13 protein-coding genes are annotated in these 16,470 nt (G+C 67.4%); 9 read left to right on the top strand and 4 right to left on the bottom strand.

All coding sequences use genetic code 11. From position 1 onward, the window contains the following. Nucleotides 1-118: 118 nt before the first annotated feature. Genes ACOGJB_RS00930 through ACOGJB_RS00900 form a run of 7 tightly spaced genes read left to right on the top strand, consistent with a single transcriptional unit; the run spans nucleotide 119 to nucleotide 8,575 of the window. Nucleotides 119-1,291, top strand: a complete 1,173-nt coding sequence (locus tag ACOGJB_RS00930; RefSeq protein WP_419838963.1) for a Rieske 2Fe-2S domain-containing protein — start codon at nucleotides 119-121, stop codon at nucleotides 1,289-1,291. 56 nt (nucleotides 1,292-1,347) lie between these two features. After that, the gene (locus tag ACOGJB_RS00925; protein WP_419838962.1) at nucleotides 1,348-1,875 is read left to right on the top strand and encodes a cupin domain-containing protein; all 528 of its coding nucleotides are present in this window, start codon (nucleotides 1,348-1,350) and stop codon (nucleotides 1,873-1,875) included. A gap of 24 nt (nucleotides 1,876-1,899) precedes the next feature. Beyond that, nucleotides 1,900-1,998, top strand: a complete 99-nt coding sequence (locus ACOGJB_RS00920) for an SDR family oxidoreductase (protein ID WP_419838961.1) — start codon at nucleotides 1,900-1,902, stop codon at nucleotides 1,996-1,998. Then, nucleotides 1,995-3,716: a thiamine pyrophosphate-binding protein gene (locus ACOGJB_RS00915; RefSeq protein WP_419838960.1), complete on the top strand. Its 1,722-nt coding sequence runs from the start codon at nucleotides 1,995-1,997 to the stop codon at nucleotides 3,714-3,716. The genes ACOGJB_RS00920 and ACOGJB_RS00915 overlap by 4 nt, the downstream gene beginning before the upstream one ends. Nucleotides 3,717-3,774: 58 nt before the next feature. Further along, nucleotides 3,775-5,289 (top strand): 2Fe-2S iron-sulfur cluster-binding protein, encoded by a 1,515-nt coding sequence (locus tag ACOGJB_RS00910; protein ID WP_419838959.1) that lies wholly within the window; start codon nucleotides 3,775-3,777, stop codon nucleotides 5,287-5,289. Next, nucleotides 5,286-7,679, top strand: coding sequence for a xanthine dehydrogenase family protein molybdopterin-binding subunit (locus tag ACOGJB_RS00905; protein WP_419838958.1), 2,394 nt, complete (start codon nucleotides 5,286-5,288; stop codon nucleotides 7,677-7,679). The genes ACOGJB_RS00910 and ACOGJB_RS00905 overlap by 4 nt, the downstream gene beginning before the upstream one ends. Beyond that, nucleotides 7,676-8,575, top strand: coding sequence for a VOC family protein (locus tag ACOGJB_RS00900; RefSeq protein ID WP_419838957.1), 900 nt, complete (start codon nucleotides 7,676-7,678; stop codon nucleotides 8,573-8,575). Before ACOGJB_RS00905 ends, ACOGJB_RS00900 begins: the two co-directional genes overlap by 4 nt. Before the next feature lie 29 nt (nucleotides 8,576-8,604). Here the strand turns inward: ACOGJB_RS00900 and ACOGJB_RS00895 are convergent, their stop codons facing one another. The 4 genes from ACOGJB_RS00895 to ACOGJB_RS00880 are packed head-to-tail and all read right to left on the bottom strand — an operon-like array spanning nucleotide 8,605 to nucleotide 13,452. Then, nucleotides 8,605-9,591 (bottom strand): CobW family GTP-binding protein, encoded by a 987-nt coding sequence (locus ACOGJB_RS00895; RefSeq protein ID WP_419838956.1) that lies wholly within the window; start codon nucleotides 9,589-9,591, stop codon nucleotides 8,605-8,607. A 28-nt stretch (nucleotides 9,592-9,619) separates the two neighbouring features. Next, nucleotides 9,620-11,281: an amidohydrolase gene (locus tag ACOGJB_RS00890; protein WP_419838955.1), complete on the bottom strand. Its 1,662-nt coding sequence runs from the start codon at nucleotides 11,279-11,281 to the stop codon at nucleotides 9,620-9,622. Nucleotides 11,282-11,324: 43 nt separating this feature from the next. Then, nucleotides 11,325-12,212, bottom strand: coding sequence for an LLM class F420-dependent oxidoreductase (locus tag ACOGJB_RS00885; protein ID WP_419838954.1), 888 nt, complete (start codon nucleotides 12,210-12,212; stop codon nucleotides 11,325-11,327). A gap of 19 nt (nucleotides 12,213-12,231) precedes the next feature. Next, on the bottom strand, nucleotides 12,232-13,452 hold the full coding sequence (locus ACOGJB_RS00880; protein WP_419838953.1) for a cytochrome P450: 1,221 nt from the start codon (nucleotides 13,450-13,452) through the stop codon (nucleotides 12,232-12,234). 160 nt (nucleotides 13,453-13,612) lie between these two features. Here ACOGJB_RS00880 and ACOGJB_RS00875 point away from each other — a divergent pair, with 160 nt between their 5' ends. Together ACOGJB_RS00875 and ACOGJB_RS00870 are read left to right on the top strand one after the other, a co-directional pair. Then, the gene (locus ACOGJB_RS00875) at nucleotides 13,613-14,785 is read left to right on the top strand and encodes an LLM class flavin-dependent oxidoreductase (protein ID WP_419838952.1); all 1,173 of its coding nucleotides are present in this window, start codon (nucleotides 13,613-13,615) and stop codon (nucleotides 14,783-14,785) included. 71 nt (nucleotides 14,786-14,856) lie between these two features. Then, complete coding sequence (locus ACOGJB_RS00870; protein ID WP_419838951.1) at nucleotides 14,857-16,329, top strand: AAA family ATPase; 1,473 nt, start codon at nucleotides 14,857-14,859, stop codon at nucleotides 16,327-16,329. Nucleotides 16,330-16,470: the final 141 nt, after the last annotated feature.

The raw sequence follows: 16,470 nt of genomic DNA, 5'->3' as shown, positions 1-16,470 counted from the left end.
CTGAGCCGATAGGCGAAGCCGTGGCCCGAGCGGCCCGTGAGCGACAGCGAACAAGAGCGGGAAACAACAGGTGCGACAACCGGAAGATTCACCTAATGGCGCTTCCTCCAAGCCACCGATGCCTGCCCGTCTGGCGCTGGAGCACACGGCTCGGGCGCTGGTCGGGCGCGTGCGGGGCCGTGTATCGCAGTACACGGGCATCGGGAACCGGCAGATTGCACGGCGCCCGCCCGCATGGCCACCGCTGGCTGAACTGCCCAAGGGCGACCCGCGGCTCGGGCTGCGAGACCGCTGGTACTTGCTGGGCACTGCCGACGCGGTGCACGACACGCCAGTGGCCACCCGCTTGCTGGGCGAGGACCTGGTGCTGTGGCGCGATGGCTCTGGAGCGCCCCACCTCATGGCCGACCTTTGCCCGCATCGCGGAGCCAGGCTGTCGATCGGCGATGTCGTGGGCGATGAACTGCGGTGCGGCTATCACCACTGGCGCTTCGACGGCAGCGGCCAGTGCACCTCGGTGCCCTCTCAGGGCGGAGCGTGCTCGCTGGCTGAGCGCACCAAGGTAAGCGTGACCTACCCGGTCGCCGAGGAGGCCGGCTACCTGTGGGCCTGGATCGGCGAGTCGTCGCCGGCAGCGCTCCGCCTGCCGGCCGAATTCACCGATGATCGCTACTCGACGTTCCCCGAGAGCGTCGAGTGGGGTGCAAACTGGATGCTGGCGCTCGAGAACCTCGTGGATCTCATGCATGCACCGTTCCTGCATGCACGCTCGATCACGCTGAACGAAGGCATCACCCATGACCGTGTCGTGGTCGACGATCACGACGACGGCTTCGAGGTGCGCCGCCGCGACCAGGCCGGGACGAACTTCGACTGGATCGACATTCACACCGGCGATCTCGCATACGTCCGCCTCGACATCCCATTGCCTCCCAGCGCCGGGCCCGGTCCCCCGCTGCGGATCCTGGGGTTCCTGACACCACGCGACAATGCCGCGACGCTCGTGCACTTTCCGCGGTTTCGGGAGGTCGCCGGACGTGAACGTCGGATCTGGCGAACGCTGTACCGGCTGCGCCTGCGCGGCACACACCTGCATGTGCTCAACCAGGACAAGGAGATGCTCGAGAGCCTGCGCACCACCGATGAGGCCCGGCGTGACGAGCATCTGGCGCAAGCGGACCGGCCTGTGGTGCACTTGCGTCGCGCACTCGAGGCTGACTTCGAGGCGCAGCGGGCGCGATTCGGGCTCGCCACTGAGCCCCAACCCGCCCCGGTCGCGCTCGCAGACTGACTCGTACCCTGCAACCGTCGCACCCGCCACATGTCGAACACGACAGGACACCAACGATGAGCCAGACCACCGCCGACCGGGCCGAAGCAGCAGGAACGGCTGACCTCGAGGCCCGCATCGATTCGATGTGCGCCATGCGCGACACCCGGCGGGAGGACTGGGACACGCTGGCGTTCCAGACCAAGGCCGGCCCGCAGTACCGGCGTGCCCAGATCCGCTACATCGGCTCTGGCGGTACCGGCAACCACGAAAGCGACGATCGGGCGCTGGCTGCTGAGCACTTCACGTTCTCCAACATGCTGCTGCCGCCGGGAGCTGAAGGACCCGAGCACACCCACCACGACGTGGAGGAAGCCTTCTTCGTGCTCGAAGGCGAGCTTGAGATCACGATCCACGCCGGCGACGATTCGGCCACCCGGCTGCTCGGTTACCGCGACCTCATCAAGATCCCCGCGGGAACGGCCCGCTCGCTGCGCAATGTCGGCGACACCGACGCTCTGTTCGTCGTGATGCTGGGAGCGTCAAAGCCTCAGCTCCCCACCTATCCCCCGCACTCCCCGATGGCGGGAATCACGCGGGACTGAGGCGCTCGCACGACCAGCGTCGCCATGAGCCTGCACGGGCACGTTTCGTTGCTGCTGTCGGATGAGTCGGCCTACATCACCGGGCAGACCATTGTGGTAGACGGCGGCTTCGTGATGCCATGAGCCGAGCCTTGCCGCGAAACGGCGGCGACCTGCTGGTCGAAGTGCTCACCTCGCTCGGCATCGATGCTGCTTTTGGAGTGGTGAGCGTCCACAACCTCCCCCTCGTCGATGCGCTGGCCCACCGCTTGCGATGGGTGCCCACCCGCAGCGAAGCAGCCGCGGTGAACGCCGCCGACGGCTTCGCCCGGGTGCGCGGCACGCCCGGCTGCGCGGTGACGTCGACCGGTACGGGAGCAGCGAATGCGGCCGGGGCCTTGGTGGAGGCGCTCACGGCTGGCTCGCCGGTGCTGCACCTCACCGGACAGATTCCCAGCGAGCATCTCGGTGCGGGACGCGGTGTCATTCACGAGACACGCGACCAGCTCGGGATGCTGCGGTCGTGCTCGGTGTGGGCGGCAACGGTCGGGGCGGCGCCGTTGGCCGATTTCGCCCAGGCAGCCCGACGGCTGGGCACCCACCCTCGTGGACCGGTCAGCCTTGAGTGGCCGATCGATCTGCAATACGGCCAAACCGAACCCTTCGACGCAACCACGACCGACAGCTCGCGGCACACCGTCGGAGCCCCCGAATCCGACAATGACGCGTTGGAGAGCGGTGCTGCGCTCGGCACTGCAGCAGTGCCTGAACTCGACGAAGCAGCGCTGGAACGAGCTGCCGATCTCATCGCTGCTGCTGAGCGACCCTTGGTGTGGGCAGGCGGTGGTGCCGTCGGCTGCCGCGCCGTGCTCGACGACTTGTTGCGCTGTACCGGCGCCGGCCTGTTCACCTCGAATGCGGGCCGCGGCGTGCTGCCCGAATCCGACGACCGGGTCATCGGCAACTTCGCAGCGTCTGCGACAGGCGCCGAGCTGCTCGCCCAAGCCGACGTGCTCATCTCGATCGGCACGCATTTCCGATCGAACGAGACCCGCAGCTACCGGCTGTCGCTGCCTCGATGGCACATCCAGATCGACATCGACCCAGTGGCCATCGGCCGTTCGTACCCGGCCGAGGTCGGCATCGTCGGCGATGCGTGCGTGGCGGTCGCCTCGCTCGTCGAGCGTCTCGGAGGTGGCCGAACCGCCTTGCAGCCGGAGTGGCGCGACACCATCACTGCCACACGCCAACGTTGCCGAGCCCTGCTGCGCCGGGACATAGGACCATACGCATCAATCTGCGACATCATGGCGGGCGTGCTCAGCGACCGGTCGCCCCGTGTGCGAGACATCACCATCCCCAACAGCTCCTGGGGCAATCGCCTGCTGCCCGTGATCGACCCTTCCACCAACGTGGTTCCCCGTGGAGGCGGCATCGGACAGGCCGTGGGCATGTCCATCGGCGCATCGATCGCCCGTGCCGATGAGCCAACCATGGTGATGGTGGGCGACGGGGGCCTGGTGCCCCAGCTCGGCGAGCTGGCCACACTGGCTCAAGAAGAGCTGCCGGTCACCGTGGTCGTGTTCGACGACGGCGGCTACGGGGTGCTGCGCAACACGCAGGACCGGCACCTCGGAAGGCGCTCGGGCGTGGATCTGCGCACGCCTGATCTGGCCGCGGCTGCGGCGGCGTTCGACTTCGGCTACTTCGATGTGGCGACGCCCAATGAGTTCGCCGACGCCTTCGAGTCGGCCACGGCTGCTGGGCACCCGCAGATGATCCGGGTGGACTGCGACGCACTGGGGCCGATGCCGGTCCCCTTCGTACCGCCCGTCGAGATGCCGACGAGCGCAGACCGATGACGCTGCGCTTTGCACCGCACGATGACGCAAGTTGGCCAAGCGGCAAGATGATCAGATCGTGAGTACCACCGGTACCGATTCCGACGCCCAGACTGCGGCAGGGCTCATCTCTCGCAGCCACCTGGGCATCGAGCCGTTCTCGCTGTACCGGGCCGACTCGCTGACTGATGCTGCGTCGATGATCGCCTCTGGCGCATGGGCACATGCGGGCGGGATTGACGTCGCCCAGCGGCTCCGCGACGGTGAAGCGGCACCGGCCCTCGTGCCGCTGTGCAAGCCCGGTCGGGGGTCGCCCGACGGGCTGGACCTGCTCGACGAGATCTCACTCGGCGACGGGGTGCTGTTCATCGGCGCGGCGGTCACCCATGCTCGGATCGAGACAGACCAGCTCGTGCGGGCTCACCGACCGGATCTCGCCGATGCCTGGCGGACCATCGGCAACGTCCGCATCCGGTCCACCGGCACGATGGGCGGCAACCTCATGGCGTTCGATGCGGGCTACGACGCCGCGCCGATCCTGGCCGCCGCCGGAGCCTCGCTGATCTTCGCCGATGCCGATGGGTCGCAACGACGCTGCGCAGTGGCGGATCGCCCGCGAGACCGCCTGCTGGTCGGTTGCGAAATACCTCTGGCCGGCCGCATCGTCTACGACCGATCGCTGAAGCCGGTCGTCTCTGTTGCCGTCGGCGACGAATGTGTGGCGATCGGTTGTGCCTATCAGGAGGTCGAGGTGCTCCCGGCCGGCGCCACAGACCCTCCCGAGGTCGGCGTGGCGCTCGCCGAACTGCCCGACCCGATTGGCGACGCGTTCGCTTCCGCTGCCTACCGGCGCCGCATGATCAGCGTGCTCGTGAACCGGTGCCTGCAATCCCACATCGAGACGGTTGGCTCCGATGAGGCAGAGGAAACCGGCGTATCTGCGAGACCGACCGCTCCCGCGTCTGCCCCTTCCTCCGCCGAAAAGCTCCGCGGCGACACCGCTGCACCGGCCGGGCGACCCGCCAAGACGCTGCCGGACGCTTTGGCGGGCGACGCGGCGGACGATTCGATCGACATAGCCATCCGGCTCAACGGGGAACCGTTCCCCATCTCCGCGCCGCCGTCGGAGATGCTGGTGGACACCATCCGCACACGCGCTGGCCTGGGCGGTACCCGCGTCGGCTGCGATCAAGCCGTCTGCGGCGCCTGCACCGTGTTGATGGACGACACGCCCACTGCGTCGTGCTCCACGTTCGCCTGGCAGACCGACGGCCGTGAGGTGCTCACGATTGAAGCAAGCCACATGGCTGAGACCGGCGCTCCGACGGCTGACCCGGCCGCGACACTGCCCATTGTCCAATGGGCATTCGCCGAACTGAGCGCCTTCCAGTGCGGCTACTGCACACCTGGCTTGATCCTCACCGCGAGCGCCCTGCTTGCCCGCCATCGGGACCCCGACCGCACGACCGTCTGTGATTGGCTGGACTCCAACATCTGCCGCTGCACTGGCTACCTGATGGTCATCGAAGCTGTTGAAGCCGCCGCTGCAGCGCTGCGCCTGGAGTCCGGCCCCGCCCCCGACGAGACACCATGACTCGCTCGGACGCCGCCGCGAAAGTCTCGGGCACTGCCCCCTACGCGGTCGATGTCGCTCTCGAAGGCATGCTGCACGCCAAGGTGCTGCGTTCACCTCACCCGCACGCCCTCATCACCCGCATCGACACGGTCGCTGCCTCTCAGGCACCTGGCGTTCGGGCGGTCCTGACCCGGCAGGACCTGCTCAACGGCGAGCTGCGCGAGCGCTGGGCGGCCAATGACGGAGAGCACCGCCCATCGGAATCCCCGCTCGTGGCGTCGCACAGCTACGGCTACTTCATCAAGGACCAGCCGATCCTCGCGCTCGACCGGGTGCGCTACCTCGGCGACGCAGTCGTAGCGATCGCGGCGGACACTGAGCTCGACGCGGCGCGTGCACTGGAGCTGGTGCGGGTCGACTACGAGCCCCTGCCCGCCGTCACCGACTTCGACGCTGCGCTGGCCGACGGGGCCCCCGAAGTGTTCCCCGAAGCACCACTGGGAATGACCCCTGCCTACGGCCAGGGCGCCAGCGGCGGCACTCGCCCCCGACCGAACGTCTGCTACCGCTTCGGCTACGAGACCGGCGACCCCGCTGCCTTCGATCACTGCGATCATGTTTTCACCGACGTGTTCGGCTTCGACGGCCGCCAGCAGCACCTGCATCTCGAACCGTTCGTGTCGGTTGCTCGATGGACTGGGCCTCGGTGGTCGGCCGCAACCGCCGGCAGCGACGACAGCACTACCAGCAGTCGCCTCGAACTCTGGTCGAGCTGTCAGAACCCGTTCCCGGTACGAAAGGAAATCGCTCGACTGCTGGGCATCGGCGAGCACCGGGTTCGCATGCAGGTCGGCTACCTCGGCGGCGGCTTCGGTGCCAAGAACGGCTGCAAGACCGAGCCGATCGCGACGCTGCTCGCGCTCAAAGCCGGGACGCCCGTCCGGTACTGCCTCACGCTCGACGAAGGCTTCTTGACCATGCGCCAGCACAACGCACGGCTGACGCTGCGGACCGGCGTGATGGCCGACGGCACGCTCGTTGCCCGAGATGCAGAGGTGCTGCTCGATGCGGGTGCCTATGCCGATGCGAGCCCGCTCGTGGCCGAGAAGGCCGGCTACCGGGTGGCAGGGCCGTACCGGTGGCAGCACATCCGTACGGTGACCGATGCGGTACTCACCAACACCACGCCGGCGGGCCCATTTCGCGGCTTTGGCGGCACGCAGGCCAACTTCGCCTGCGAGAGCCAGATCGACATGATCGCGGCACGGCTCGGGCTCGACCCCGTCGAGCTGCGCCGCCGCAATCTGATCGGCCTCGGCGAGTCCTACGTACCCGGCGAATCGGCCATGGACTCCGACTTGACCGAAGGGCTCGATCTGGTGGCCAGCCATATCGGCATGGACGAGCCTCGCCCGCCGGGTCGGGGGCGCGGCGTAGCAGTCGGCTTCAAGGACTCGGGCGGGGTCAACAAGCCGGCACAGGCTCGGGTCAAAATCGCCACCAGCGGCGATGCATGGGTGCAGTGCGGCACCGTCGAGATGGGCCAGGGGGCACAGACCGCGTTGCGCGAGGTCGCGGCGCGCGTGCTCGACGTGCCCCGGTCACGGATTCACTGGTCTGACCTCGACACCGATCACACCCCGTTCGATCAGGGAACGAACGCCTCTTCGGCGATCTCGGTGATGGGCCAAGCCGTCCAGAAGGCCGCTGAGGCCGCGCGCCTGCGCCTGTTGCTGTTCTCGGCCACAGCACTGGGTGTGCCACTCCAGCGAGTCGAGTTCCGGGACGGTCTCGTTTTCATCGTGCCTCCGGACGGCATCGGCGAGCCCGAGGGCCGGCCGCTTGCCCCACTGGTCATGGGCACCTACGGCGGGACCGGTTACGAGTTCACGGGCGAAGGCTTCTTCAAGGCTCCCAGCGACAGCCACGCCCCGCTCGAATCGCCGTGCGTCTCGTGGGAATACGGCTGGGGCGGTGCCGAGGTCTCCGTCGACCTCGAGACCGGCGCGGTGACCGTGCATCGCCTGGTCGTCTCCGGTGATGCTGGGACCGTGCTGCACGAGGGAGCCTGCCGCGGCCAAGACGAAGGCGCTGCGGTCATGGGGTTGGGCGGAGCGCTGTTCGAGACCATGCGATTTGACGATGGCGTGCTCGCCAACGGACGGCTCGTCGACTACCGCGTGCCCCGATCCAGCGACCTGCCCGCGGAGTTCGTCTCGATCACCCAAGAGCAGGGCCACGGGCCGGGTCCCTTCGGGTCAAAGGGCCTCGGCGAGGGAGCGATGCTGCCCGTTGCATCCGCGATAGCGAATGCAATTGCCGACGCGACCGGGGTGAGGGTTACCTCGATGCCCCTCACCGGCGAGACGGTGCTTGGGGCGCTTGACGCCGCCCGGGACACGCCGTGAGCACCTCCGCCGAGGCTGCGTGGGGAATCACTCATCTGCGACACGTCGCGCTGGCATGCAGCGCTTTCGACGAATGCCTCGACTACTACGCCGGCCCATGGGGACTGCGGCCGCTGGGCGATTCCGACGGCCAGACGGCGGTCCTGCGAGGCACCGGAGCTGAGCACCATGTGCTGGAGCTGCATCGAGCCGACCGCAACGGCATCGATCACATCAGCCTCGGCCTCGCCGATGATCGGTCAGTCGACGAAGCAGCGGCAGGGCTGGCGGGCCGCGGCGTGACCCTGCTCAGCGAGCCCGCCGAGCTGGACCGGCCGGGTGCCGGATACGGGTTCCGCATTGCCGACCCCGAAGGCCGGATTGTCGAGCTGGCGGCCCGCACGCAAGCCGTCTCAGCCCTGCCCGACGACGCCACGCCGGCCAAGATCGCCCATGTCGTGCTCAACACTGCCGACATCGAGGCACTGTGCGACTGGTGGTGCGACGTGCTGGGCTTCCGCGTGAGTGATTGGAGCGAACGCCAGATGGTGTTCCTGCGCTGCAACGCCGATCACCACTCCATCGCCTTCAATCGCTCCGAGTGGGCGTCGCTCAACCACGTGGCCTACGAGGTTCCCTCACTCGACGCATACATGACTTCGCTCGGGCGGCTGGCCCGGGCAGGTCACGCCGTCGGCTGGGGCCCCGGACGCCACGGCCCGGGAAACAACGCATTCGGCTACTTCGTGGACCCCGCGGGCACGGTGCCCGAGGTCACTGCCGAAGTGCAGCAGGTCGACGAGGCCACCTGGGTGCCACGAACATGGCCGCGCACACCCGAGCTGTCGGATCGCTGGGGCACAGCCGGCCCGCCGTCGCCCGAGATGCGCCAGCACATGGCCGGTTCGCCCGAGTAGCCGACCAGCCTGCTCACCCGCCGCTGCGGCTAACCGAGTCGCTGCAGGGAAACTGCTGCCCAGTCCGCTGCCTCTTGGGAGCTGCAGATCAGCACGATGGCGGGATCGTGCACGTCTGTTGCAGGCATGATGCGCCAGCTTCGCCCGACTACCTGCACCGCGTGGGTGTCGCCGCCGGGGCTGGAGAACCACCCTTTCGCTCGCAGCAGCGAAGGCGGCGGGTCCTCAAGCCAGCGAGCAACTTCGGCCACATCCCATGATCCCGCTGGCGTCGCGACCGCACTCGCAACGTTGAAGGGGTGCTCGCCCGAGTCTGCACGGAATGTTGCCCCCCGCATGGCGGCGCCAAGCAGCACCCGGGGGTCGATGCGGCCGTGTACCGAAGGAACGACCATCCGCCCCGGTGCAATCTTGCCGATCCGGCCGATCAAGGCCGCAGCCTCGTCGCCATCCACCTCGTCGACCTTTGACAGCACCACCACATGAGACACGTCAATCTGACGACGCACAGCAGGTCCGATGCGGGGGTCGTCCAGCTGGGAGGCGAGCTGCTTCGCGTCCACCACTGCCACGACGCCGTCCAGCGTGCAGCCCGCTGACGCCTCGACGGCCAGCGCCAGCGTGGCAGGATCGGCGACCCCGCTGGCCTCCACCACGATGGCGTCGCTGGTCTGCGAGCCGGCGAGCCCTTCGAGGGTTTCGGCAAGGTCGTCGACCAGAGCGCAGCATGCGCAGCCGTTGGTGAGCTCAACCCGATCCAGTGACCGTGACGCAACCGGCAATCCGCGAATGGCGGCTGCATCGATGTTCACGGGCCCGATGTCGTTCACGACCGCAGCGATCCGCAGCCCGGCGGGCTCGGTCAGCAACTGACGCAGCACCGTGGTCTTGCCGCTGCCGAGGAATCCTGTCAACACCGTGACGCCGACGGCTTCTCCGCCGGCTTGATCAGGCTTGCGGCGCGCCGCCGCGATCGAGCCGACGGTGGCTTGCCACGCAGCATCCAACTCGCTCATCAGTAGACCCGGGGAACGATGCGCCACGTCACGAGGTGGGCTCGCCTCCCAGCACCGTGTCGTGTACGGAGATGTCTCGCAGCGCCATCGGATCGACCTCGTAGGGGTCGTCGTCAAGCACGGTGAAGTCAGCCAGCTTGCCGGCCTCGATCGAACCCAGCCGGTCGTCACGGGCGAGCACGTGGGCTGCGTCGATCGTGATGGCACGCAGCGCCCGGTCAACTGAGATCCGCTCCCCCGGCGCCAAGACGGTCTCGCCGTCGGCGCCCACCCGGTTCACGGCACACCATGCCGCCAGCAATGGCGACAACGGCGTCACCACTAGGTTGAAGTCGCTGTGCAACGCAAACGTGGCGCCGGCCCGCTCCAGTGAGCCCAACCGTGCCGTGGCTTCGCTGCGGTCGGGGCCGAAGCCATGGTCGGCATGCAGCTGCGCCCGGAAGTGCACGAAGTAAATGTTCACGCTGGCGAGCCCGCCAAGCGCTGCGAGGCGCTTCGCCTGCGCCGGTGTCGAGATGCAGTAGTGCTCGATCGTGAAGCGGTGATCGAATCGCGGGTGCTCGGCCTGCAGTGCAGCGAGCGTGTCCAGCGTCATGTCGACGGTGCGGTCGCCGTTCGCATGGGAGTGGATCTGCACGCCTGCCTGCCAGAACGGCCGCATCCGCTCGACCATGTCCTCCCACGGGACCTCCCCGGTGTGGGCGGTGTCCTCGTCGAGGTAGCCGGGCGCGTTCATCACCAACGTCATCGACGGGTACGAGCCGTCGTTCACGTACTTGACTCCGTGCGTGTTGAGCCGGTCGTCGCCCTCCGCTCGCTTCTGGGCCAAGAAGTCGAGCATCTCGCTGCCGTAGCTGCGCACCAGTTTCGGCTCGAAGGGGATCATGTAGATGCGCAGCGGGAACGTGCCCTCCGCGATGGCAGCCGCATGGTCGTCCCACTCGGGCTCGAAGCCGTCGGCCATTCCCCACAGCAGGTCGGCCGTCGTGGTGACGCCAGCGGCACGGGCGACCGCACCCATGCGGTCGATGGCAGCCCGACCCGTGCCCGGCCCGAAAATCGAGGCCGCCACCGGTCGATTGGCCCGTGCGGTCGCTTCGGTCTCCACGAACCAGCCGTTCAGCCGACCGTCGGGGTAACGGCCGAGACCGTGGCCGATCGAATCGTCGTCGACGCCGATCAGCTCGAGCATCGGGGAGTTCGCATAGACGATGTGCGGCGCGTATGCGCACACCCACAGCGGCACCGTGTCGCTGATGGAGTCGAGCATGTCCCGGTCGACGTGGCCGTCTTGGCTTGCGGGGTCGTAGCCCCACGCGGTGAGCGGTTCGCTCGGATCGCCATGCTCGGCGGCCAGCGCTCGCAGCTGGTGGAGCACCGCGTCGCGGTTGGGCAGACCCTTGCGCAGCCCCGTCGGCGAGGCCGAATCGATCGGGCCGACGTAGTGCAGCCCCATGTAGGTGCCGCTCAGCCGCAGGTGCGTATGGGGGTCGATGAAGCCCGGAAGGATCACCTTGCCCGCGTAGCGGTCGTCGACGTCGTAAGGGTTGCGCCGCAGCCACGGCTGCATCGACTCCATCGAACCCACCGACACGATCCGCCCGTCTGCCACCGCTACGGCATCCGCGTGCGGCCTGCCGGGATCCATCGTGTGGATCCGCGCCGCTGGGTACACCGTGATCTGGTCCATGCGCCATCCCGCTTATGTCGTGGGCTCTCCGCGCAGTTCTAGTTCAGCCCACCGAGGTGATGAAGGTCTCCAGTGCGGCGACGTGCTCAGCCGTGCTCTGAAGGTCGGCGGCGGGATTGCCGCCCCACTCGCACGTCGTGCTTTGGCAGTTGATCGAGAAGTGTGTGAAGCCTGCGGCCCGGGCGCCATCGACGAGCGCAGTCCATCTGTCCGGGCCGATGCCGAAGTTGGCCTCGCCCTCAAGCGCGAACTCAGCTGGATCGCGCCCCTGATCGGCGAGCAGCTCCCGCAGCCGGTCAGCCAGCGCGACCGTGTCGGGTCCCGAATCGCCGAACGTGAAACCATCGCCATGGCGAGCTGCTCGTCGCAGGGCGGCCGGTGTGTAGCCGCCGAACCAGATCGGGATTCGACGGGCGGGCCGTGGCCGGATGCCGGCCCGGTCGATGCGATGGAACTCGCTGCGATAGTCGATGACGTCGTTCTCCCACAGCGCACGGATCACAGCGATCTGGTCGTCCAGCAGCGCACCTCGCCGCTCCCATTCGGCGCCGAGCGACTCGTATTCCACGTAGTTCCAGCCCGATCCCACGCCGAGCCGAAACCGCCCCCCCGACAGCAGGTCCACCTCGGCAGCCTGCTTGGCAACCAGGGCGGCCTGGCGCTGCGGGAGGATGATGATGCCGGTCTCGAACTCGATCGTGCTGGTGACGCCCGCCAAGTAGCCGAAGAGCACGAAGGGCTCGTGAAAGTCGTCTCGTTCGGTGTACGGCCCCCAGAAGGCCGGTTCACGCCCTGCGTGCTCGGCGCCGAGCACGTGGTCATAGGTGACGATGTGCGAGTAGCCCAGCGCCTCAGCGGCTTGGGCCCAGTCGCGCAGCGCAATCGGGTCGGTGCCGATCTCGCAGGTCGGCAGTACTGCCCCGAATTCCATCAGCCCGCTGCTCCGGCGCTCAGTTCAGAATCCGCAGCGGCACGCTGCTGGGCCCGCGGATCGGCCCGACCGACCACTTGACGTCGTCGGGGTCGACGGCCAATTCGAATCGTGGATACCGGTCCAGCCAGGCATTCAGCCCGACCCGGAGCTCCATCCGGGCCAAGTTCGAGCCGAGGCACCGGTGGACGCCGACACCGAAGGCCATGTGGCGATTGTCCTGGCGGTCCATGACGAAATCGTCAGGCCGGTCGAAGTACTCGGGATCGCGATTCGCCGAGGGGTAGGCGAGCAGCACTCGCTCCCCGCCCGACACGGGGCACCCCGCTATCTCGGCATCTTCGGTGATGTAGCGGGCAATCGTCACCGGGCTGTAGTAGCGCAGGAACTCCTCCACCGCCGTCGGCATCAGGTCCCGATCGGCGACGAGGCGCTCCAGGTCCTCTCGATGGGTGCCCAGGTGCAGCAGCATCGAGCCGAGCGACGACCAGGTCGTGTCGATACCGCCCAGCATCAGCACAAACAGCGCTCCGATGCGTTCCTTGCGGCCGAACGGGCGGGTGGTGCCGTCAGGCTGCTCGGCCTCGGCTTGCAGCACGGTCTTGACCAGGTCGTCGGGGGCGTCGTCGCCCTGGGAGGCACGATCTCGCAGCTGGGTAGCGAAGAACTCCTGCACCTCTCGGGACGCCTGGCGCGCAATTTCCAGGTCGTCGAGGCCGTCCTTCAGCATGCCGTCGGCCCAACGTCGGAAGCTCGGACCCATCTCGGGCGACACGCCGAACAGGTACCCCATGACATCGATCGGCAAGAGTTGCGCGTACTCGATCGCGCCGTCGACGACGTCCTGCCCCTTGGTGTTTTCGAGCAGCTGCTCGGCCATCGCCACCACCGTCGGCTCAAGCTCGTCGGTGGCCTTGGGACTGAATGAGGGCAGCAGCGCCCGGCGGATCGGGCCGTGCTCGGGCGGGTCCAGCGTGATCGGGGGGATCTCCAGGCCGATGTTGTCGGGATGGTTGTCGTTGACGATGGTGATGCGATTCGAGAACGTCTCGGTGTCGCGTGCGGTCTCGACGATGTCGGCATGGCGGCTGACGAGATACGCCCCATGGAAGCGGTCCGTGTGGGCCACCGGGCACTGCTCACGCAGGTCACCCAAGATGTCGGGTCCCTGCGCAGCCCATTCGTCGCTCAGGTGGTCAAAATCCGTCGCCCAGTCGGCGACCGGGGGTCGCTGTGCCATGTCGATCTCCGCTCCGTCGCTACTGCGACGATGTCATTCCCTGCTGGCTGAGGGGCCCGCACGTGTTCGTGCGATGGTATTCGCCAATGTGACGGGCTCGCCGGAAAGCCTTGGGGCGTCTCCGGAGGCATGGACCGGACGGGGCGCGTACCGTGGTGGCGTGCCGTTGTCGGTGATCGGGATGATCGGCGTGTCGCCGCCCAAGGACGACTCGACGGTGCACGTCATCGAAGGCGGGCTGTCCCGCCAATTCCTCGAGGACTTCGCCAAGGCGCACGATGAGGCCGGCTTCGACCTGGTGCTGGTTGGCTACACCTCGACATCGGCAGACGGTTGGTCGGTGGCGACCCACGCCGCCTCGGTGACCGAACGGCTCGGCTACCTCGTCGCGCACCGGCCGGGCTTCGTGGCTCCCACGCTGGCGGCCCGCAAGGCGGCGACGTTCGACCAGCTCAGCGGTGGCCGCTTCGCGCTGCACATCATCGCCGGAGCCAGCGACAAGGACAATCAGCGCGACGGCGACTACCTGCCGAAAGCCGACCGCTATGCCCGCGCCGGCGAGTACATCGACGTGATGCGCCGCACGTGGACGTCGCCGGAGCCGTTCGACCACGAAGGGCACTACTACCGGTTCGGCAATGTGCGCGCAGATGTGCAGCCGCTCCAGCAGCCGTCGCCGCCGATCTTCTTCGGGGGCTCCAGCGACGAGGCGCTGGAGATGGGGGCACAGCGCTGCGATGTGTATGCCGTCTACGCGGAGCCTCGCGCCGCTGTGGACGAGCGATTCGCGGACTTCCGCCGCCGGGCTGCGGCGTACGGCCGCACACCGCGTTTCTCGATCAGCGTACGGCCCATCTTGGGTGATTCCGAAGGCGAAGCGTGGGATCGGGCCAATCGCATCTTGGGCGGCATCGAGGCTGCGGGGACCGACAAGCTGACCGTGGCGGGCAGTCACCGGGGCAAGCCGTATGACCATGGCGGCGAAAGGATGCTGGGCTATGCGGCTGCGTCCGATGTCCACGACGAGCGGCTCTGGCTGAAGATCGCCGAGGCCACCGGTGCTCCCGGCAACACCTCGTGCCTCGTCGGCACTCCGGAGCAGGTCGCCGAATCGATCCTGCGCTACTACAAGCTCGGACTGCAACCTGGGGGCGGGCTCAGCGACGTGGGTTACGTGCTGATCCGGGGGTTCGACCCCTTCAACGACGCCGTGGAATTCGGCCGCGAGCTCATCCCCCGGATCAAGCAAGGCGTGGCCGAGACCGACGCCACGTCAGGCGAGAGCGAGGCCGCTGCAGATGCCGACGTCACCGCCATGGCCGCTGCCGACTGAGTGTCTCAAGGGCCACGGGTAGCCTGTCGTGGCATGAGCCGAATCGCCGCCGTGGGTTGTCGAGCGACCCAGTGAGCACGACGGTTCCGGCTGTACCGGAGTTCCGCTTCCGCAACCTTGGGCCGATTGCGGAGGGCACTATTCAGTTGCGTCCGTTGACGATCCTGATCGGCAAGAACAACACCGGTAAGACGTACACAGCGCAGGCGATCTACGCTGCCTATAAGGCCCTCGAGCGGGCTAACGGACCGGCTACGCCACCGCTCACAGGCGACGAGTCGTTTGACCTCATCAGCTGGATAAACCACCCAGCCGAACCGCTCGGCGTCGAGACAGCAGCGGCCTTCACTGGCAAGTTCCAGACATGGCTTGGAACACGGCTCGAACGTGCGAGCCGCAATCTCGCAGACCGCCTCGCAATCTATTTCGATATCGAAAACCTGAGCGAGCTGAAGCGTTGGCGGGCCAGCGGCGAACTCGACATCGCTGTCCATTGTCGGCAGTCCGAGACCGAGTCAAGAGCTCTCTTCACGCTCTCCGGCGATCACGAGCATGCTCCGTTGGACACACTCGACATCAGCAGTCTGCGCGAGACGCGTGTCGTCGAACTGCTGGATGAGTTCTTGGCCGCTTCATCGGGCGGCGCCGCGGCGTCCCGCAGTGAGCTGCTACAGCGCAGAGCAGCGTCGTTGCTCAGCGATCACTTGTGGTACCGCCACCTGCTCCCCGCATCCGGCCTCGGGGGTGATGCGCACTACCTGCCTGCAGGGCGATCAGGCTTGCTCGAAGCATGGACAGATGTCGTGCGGATCCGGCTGGAGCAGGACCGAGACGGCCTTGCCCTCACCGGGCGTGAACCCGCTGCTCTCGGCGGCATCGCACTTGACTTTCTCATCGAACTCCAGCAGTTGACGAGTCCCCGATCTGAGCGACGGGCATGGCAGAAACCGCTGAGGCGCCCCATCCGGGTCGCGCCTGAAATCCCCTCCGCAGCGACTCATCTCGAGCGCCTCATCGGCGGGGGCGTAGTAGTTGCCCGAGGCCGCGAGCGCGTGCCCTCGTTGAGCTATCAGCACGGCAAGCAGGTCATTCCGGTGCAGCGTGCGTCCTCCATGGTCGCCGAGCTTGCTCCGCTCATCAGATGGATCAGCGACGTGCTCGGCCCCGGGGATCTCTTGCTGATCGACGAGCCAGAGGCACACATGCATCCCGAGGCGGTGCTCGCGGTCGCCCAAACGCTCGTCGCACTCTCGCAGGCCGGTGTGAGGGTGCTGTGCACGACACACAGCACCGATTTCCTTCATCAAGTTTCGAACTGCATGCTGCGGGCGGCTCAGGTGCCTTCATCGGGTTCAGCGGACGCCCCCTCGATCAGCGTCGACGACCTCGCCGTATATCGATTCGAGCAGGGTGAACACGAGCAGGGTTCGACGGTGTCACCTGTCGAGGTCGATCCAGCATGGGGGATACCCGAAGACGAGTACGTTGCCGTGGCGGAGCGCTTGGCCGACGAAACTGCACAGCTCCTCGGCGAAACCCGGTGAGTTCCGATGTCAGCCAATTGCCGTCCTTGCACACGGCCTGCGAGTGCAGGCTGGACAGTCCGCCGCCCTCGGGCCGCATTGGCCCAAGCGGAAACAGACCAAATGAGGCAAGCCCGAACCCGATCAGCAAGGACAACTGCA

It is taken from the genome of Candidatus Poriferisodalis sp., from assembly GCF_965208895.1.
Taxonomy (GTDB): Bacteria; Actinomycetota; Acidimicrobiia; order Acidimicrobiales; family Poriferisodalaceae; genus Poriferisodalis.
The sequence above is the reverse complement of the archived record's forward strand: the minus strand, read 5'-3'. Positions and strand labels throughout refer to the sequence as shown.

Excerpts from the sequence above, each read along its gene's own strand:
- ACOGJB_RS00930 (WP_419838963.1), top strand. The coding sequence starts at position 119 with ATGCCTGCCCGTCTGGCGCTGGAGCACACGGCTCGGGCGCTGGTCGGG.
- ACOGJB_RS00925 (WP_419838962.1), top strand. The coding sequence starts at position 1,348 with ATGAGCCAGACCACCGCCGACCGGGCCGAAGCAGCAGGAACGGCTGAC.
- ACOGJB_RS00920 (WP_419838961.1), top strand. The coding sequence starts at position 1,900 with ATGAGCCTGCACGGGCACGTTTCGTTGCTGCTGTCGGATGAGTCGGCC.
- ACOGJB_RS00915 (WP_419838960.1), top strand. The coding sequence starts at position 1,995 with ATGAGCCGAGCCTTGCCGCGAAACGGCGGCGACCTGCTGGTCGAAGTG.
- ACOGJB_RS00905 (WP_419838958.1), top strand. The coding sequence starts at position 5,286 with ATGACTCGCTCGGACGCCGCCGCGAAAGTCTCGGGCACTGCCCCCTAC.
- ACOGJB_RS00895 (WP_419838956.1), bottom strand. The coding sequence starts at position 9,591 with ATGAGCGAGTTGGATGCTGCGTGGCAAGCCACCGTCGGCTCGATCGCG.
- ACOGJB_RS00890 (WP_419838955.1), bottom strand. The coding sequence starts at position 11,281 with ATGGACCAGATCACGGTGTACCCAGCGGCGCGGATCCACACGATGGAT.
- ACOGJB_RS00885 (WP_419838954.1), bottom strand. The coding sequence starts at position 12,212 with ATGGAATTCGGGGCAGTACTGCCGACCTGCGAGATCGGCACCGACCCG.
- ACOGJB_RS00880 (WP_419838953.1), bottom strand. The coding sequence starts at position 13,452 with ATGGCACAGCGACCCCCGGTCGCCGACTGGGCGACGGATTTTGACCAC.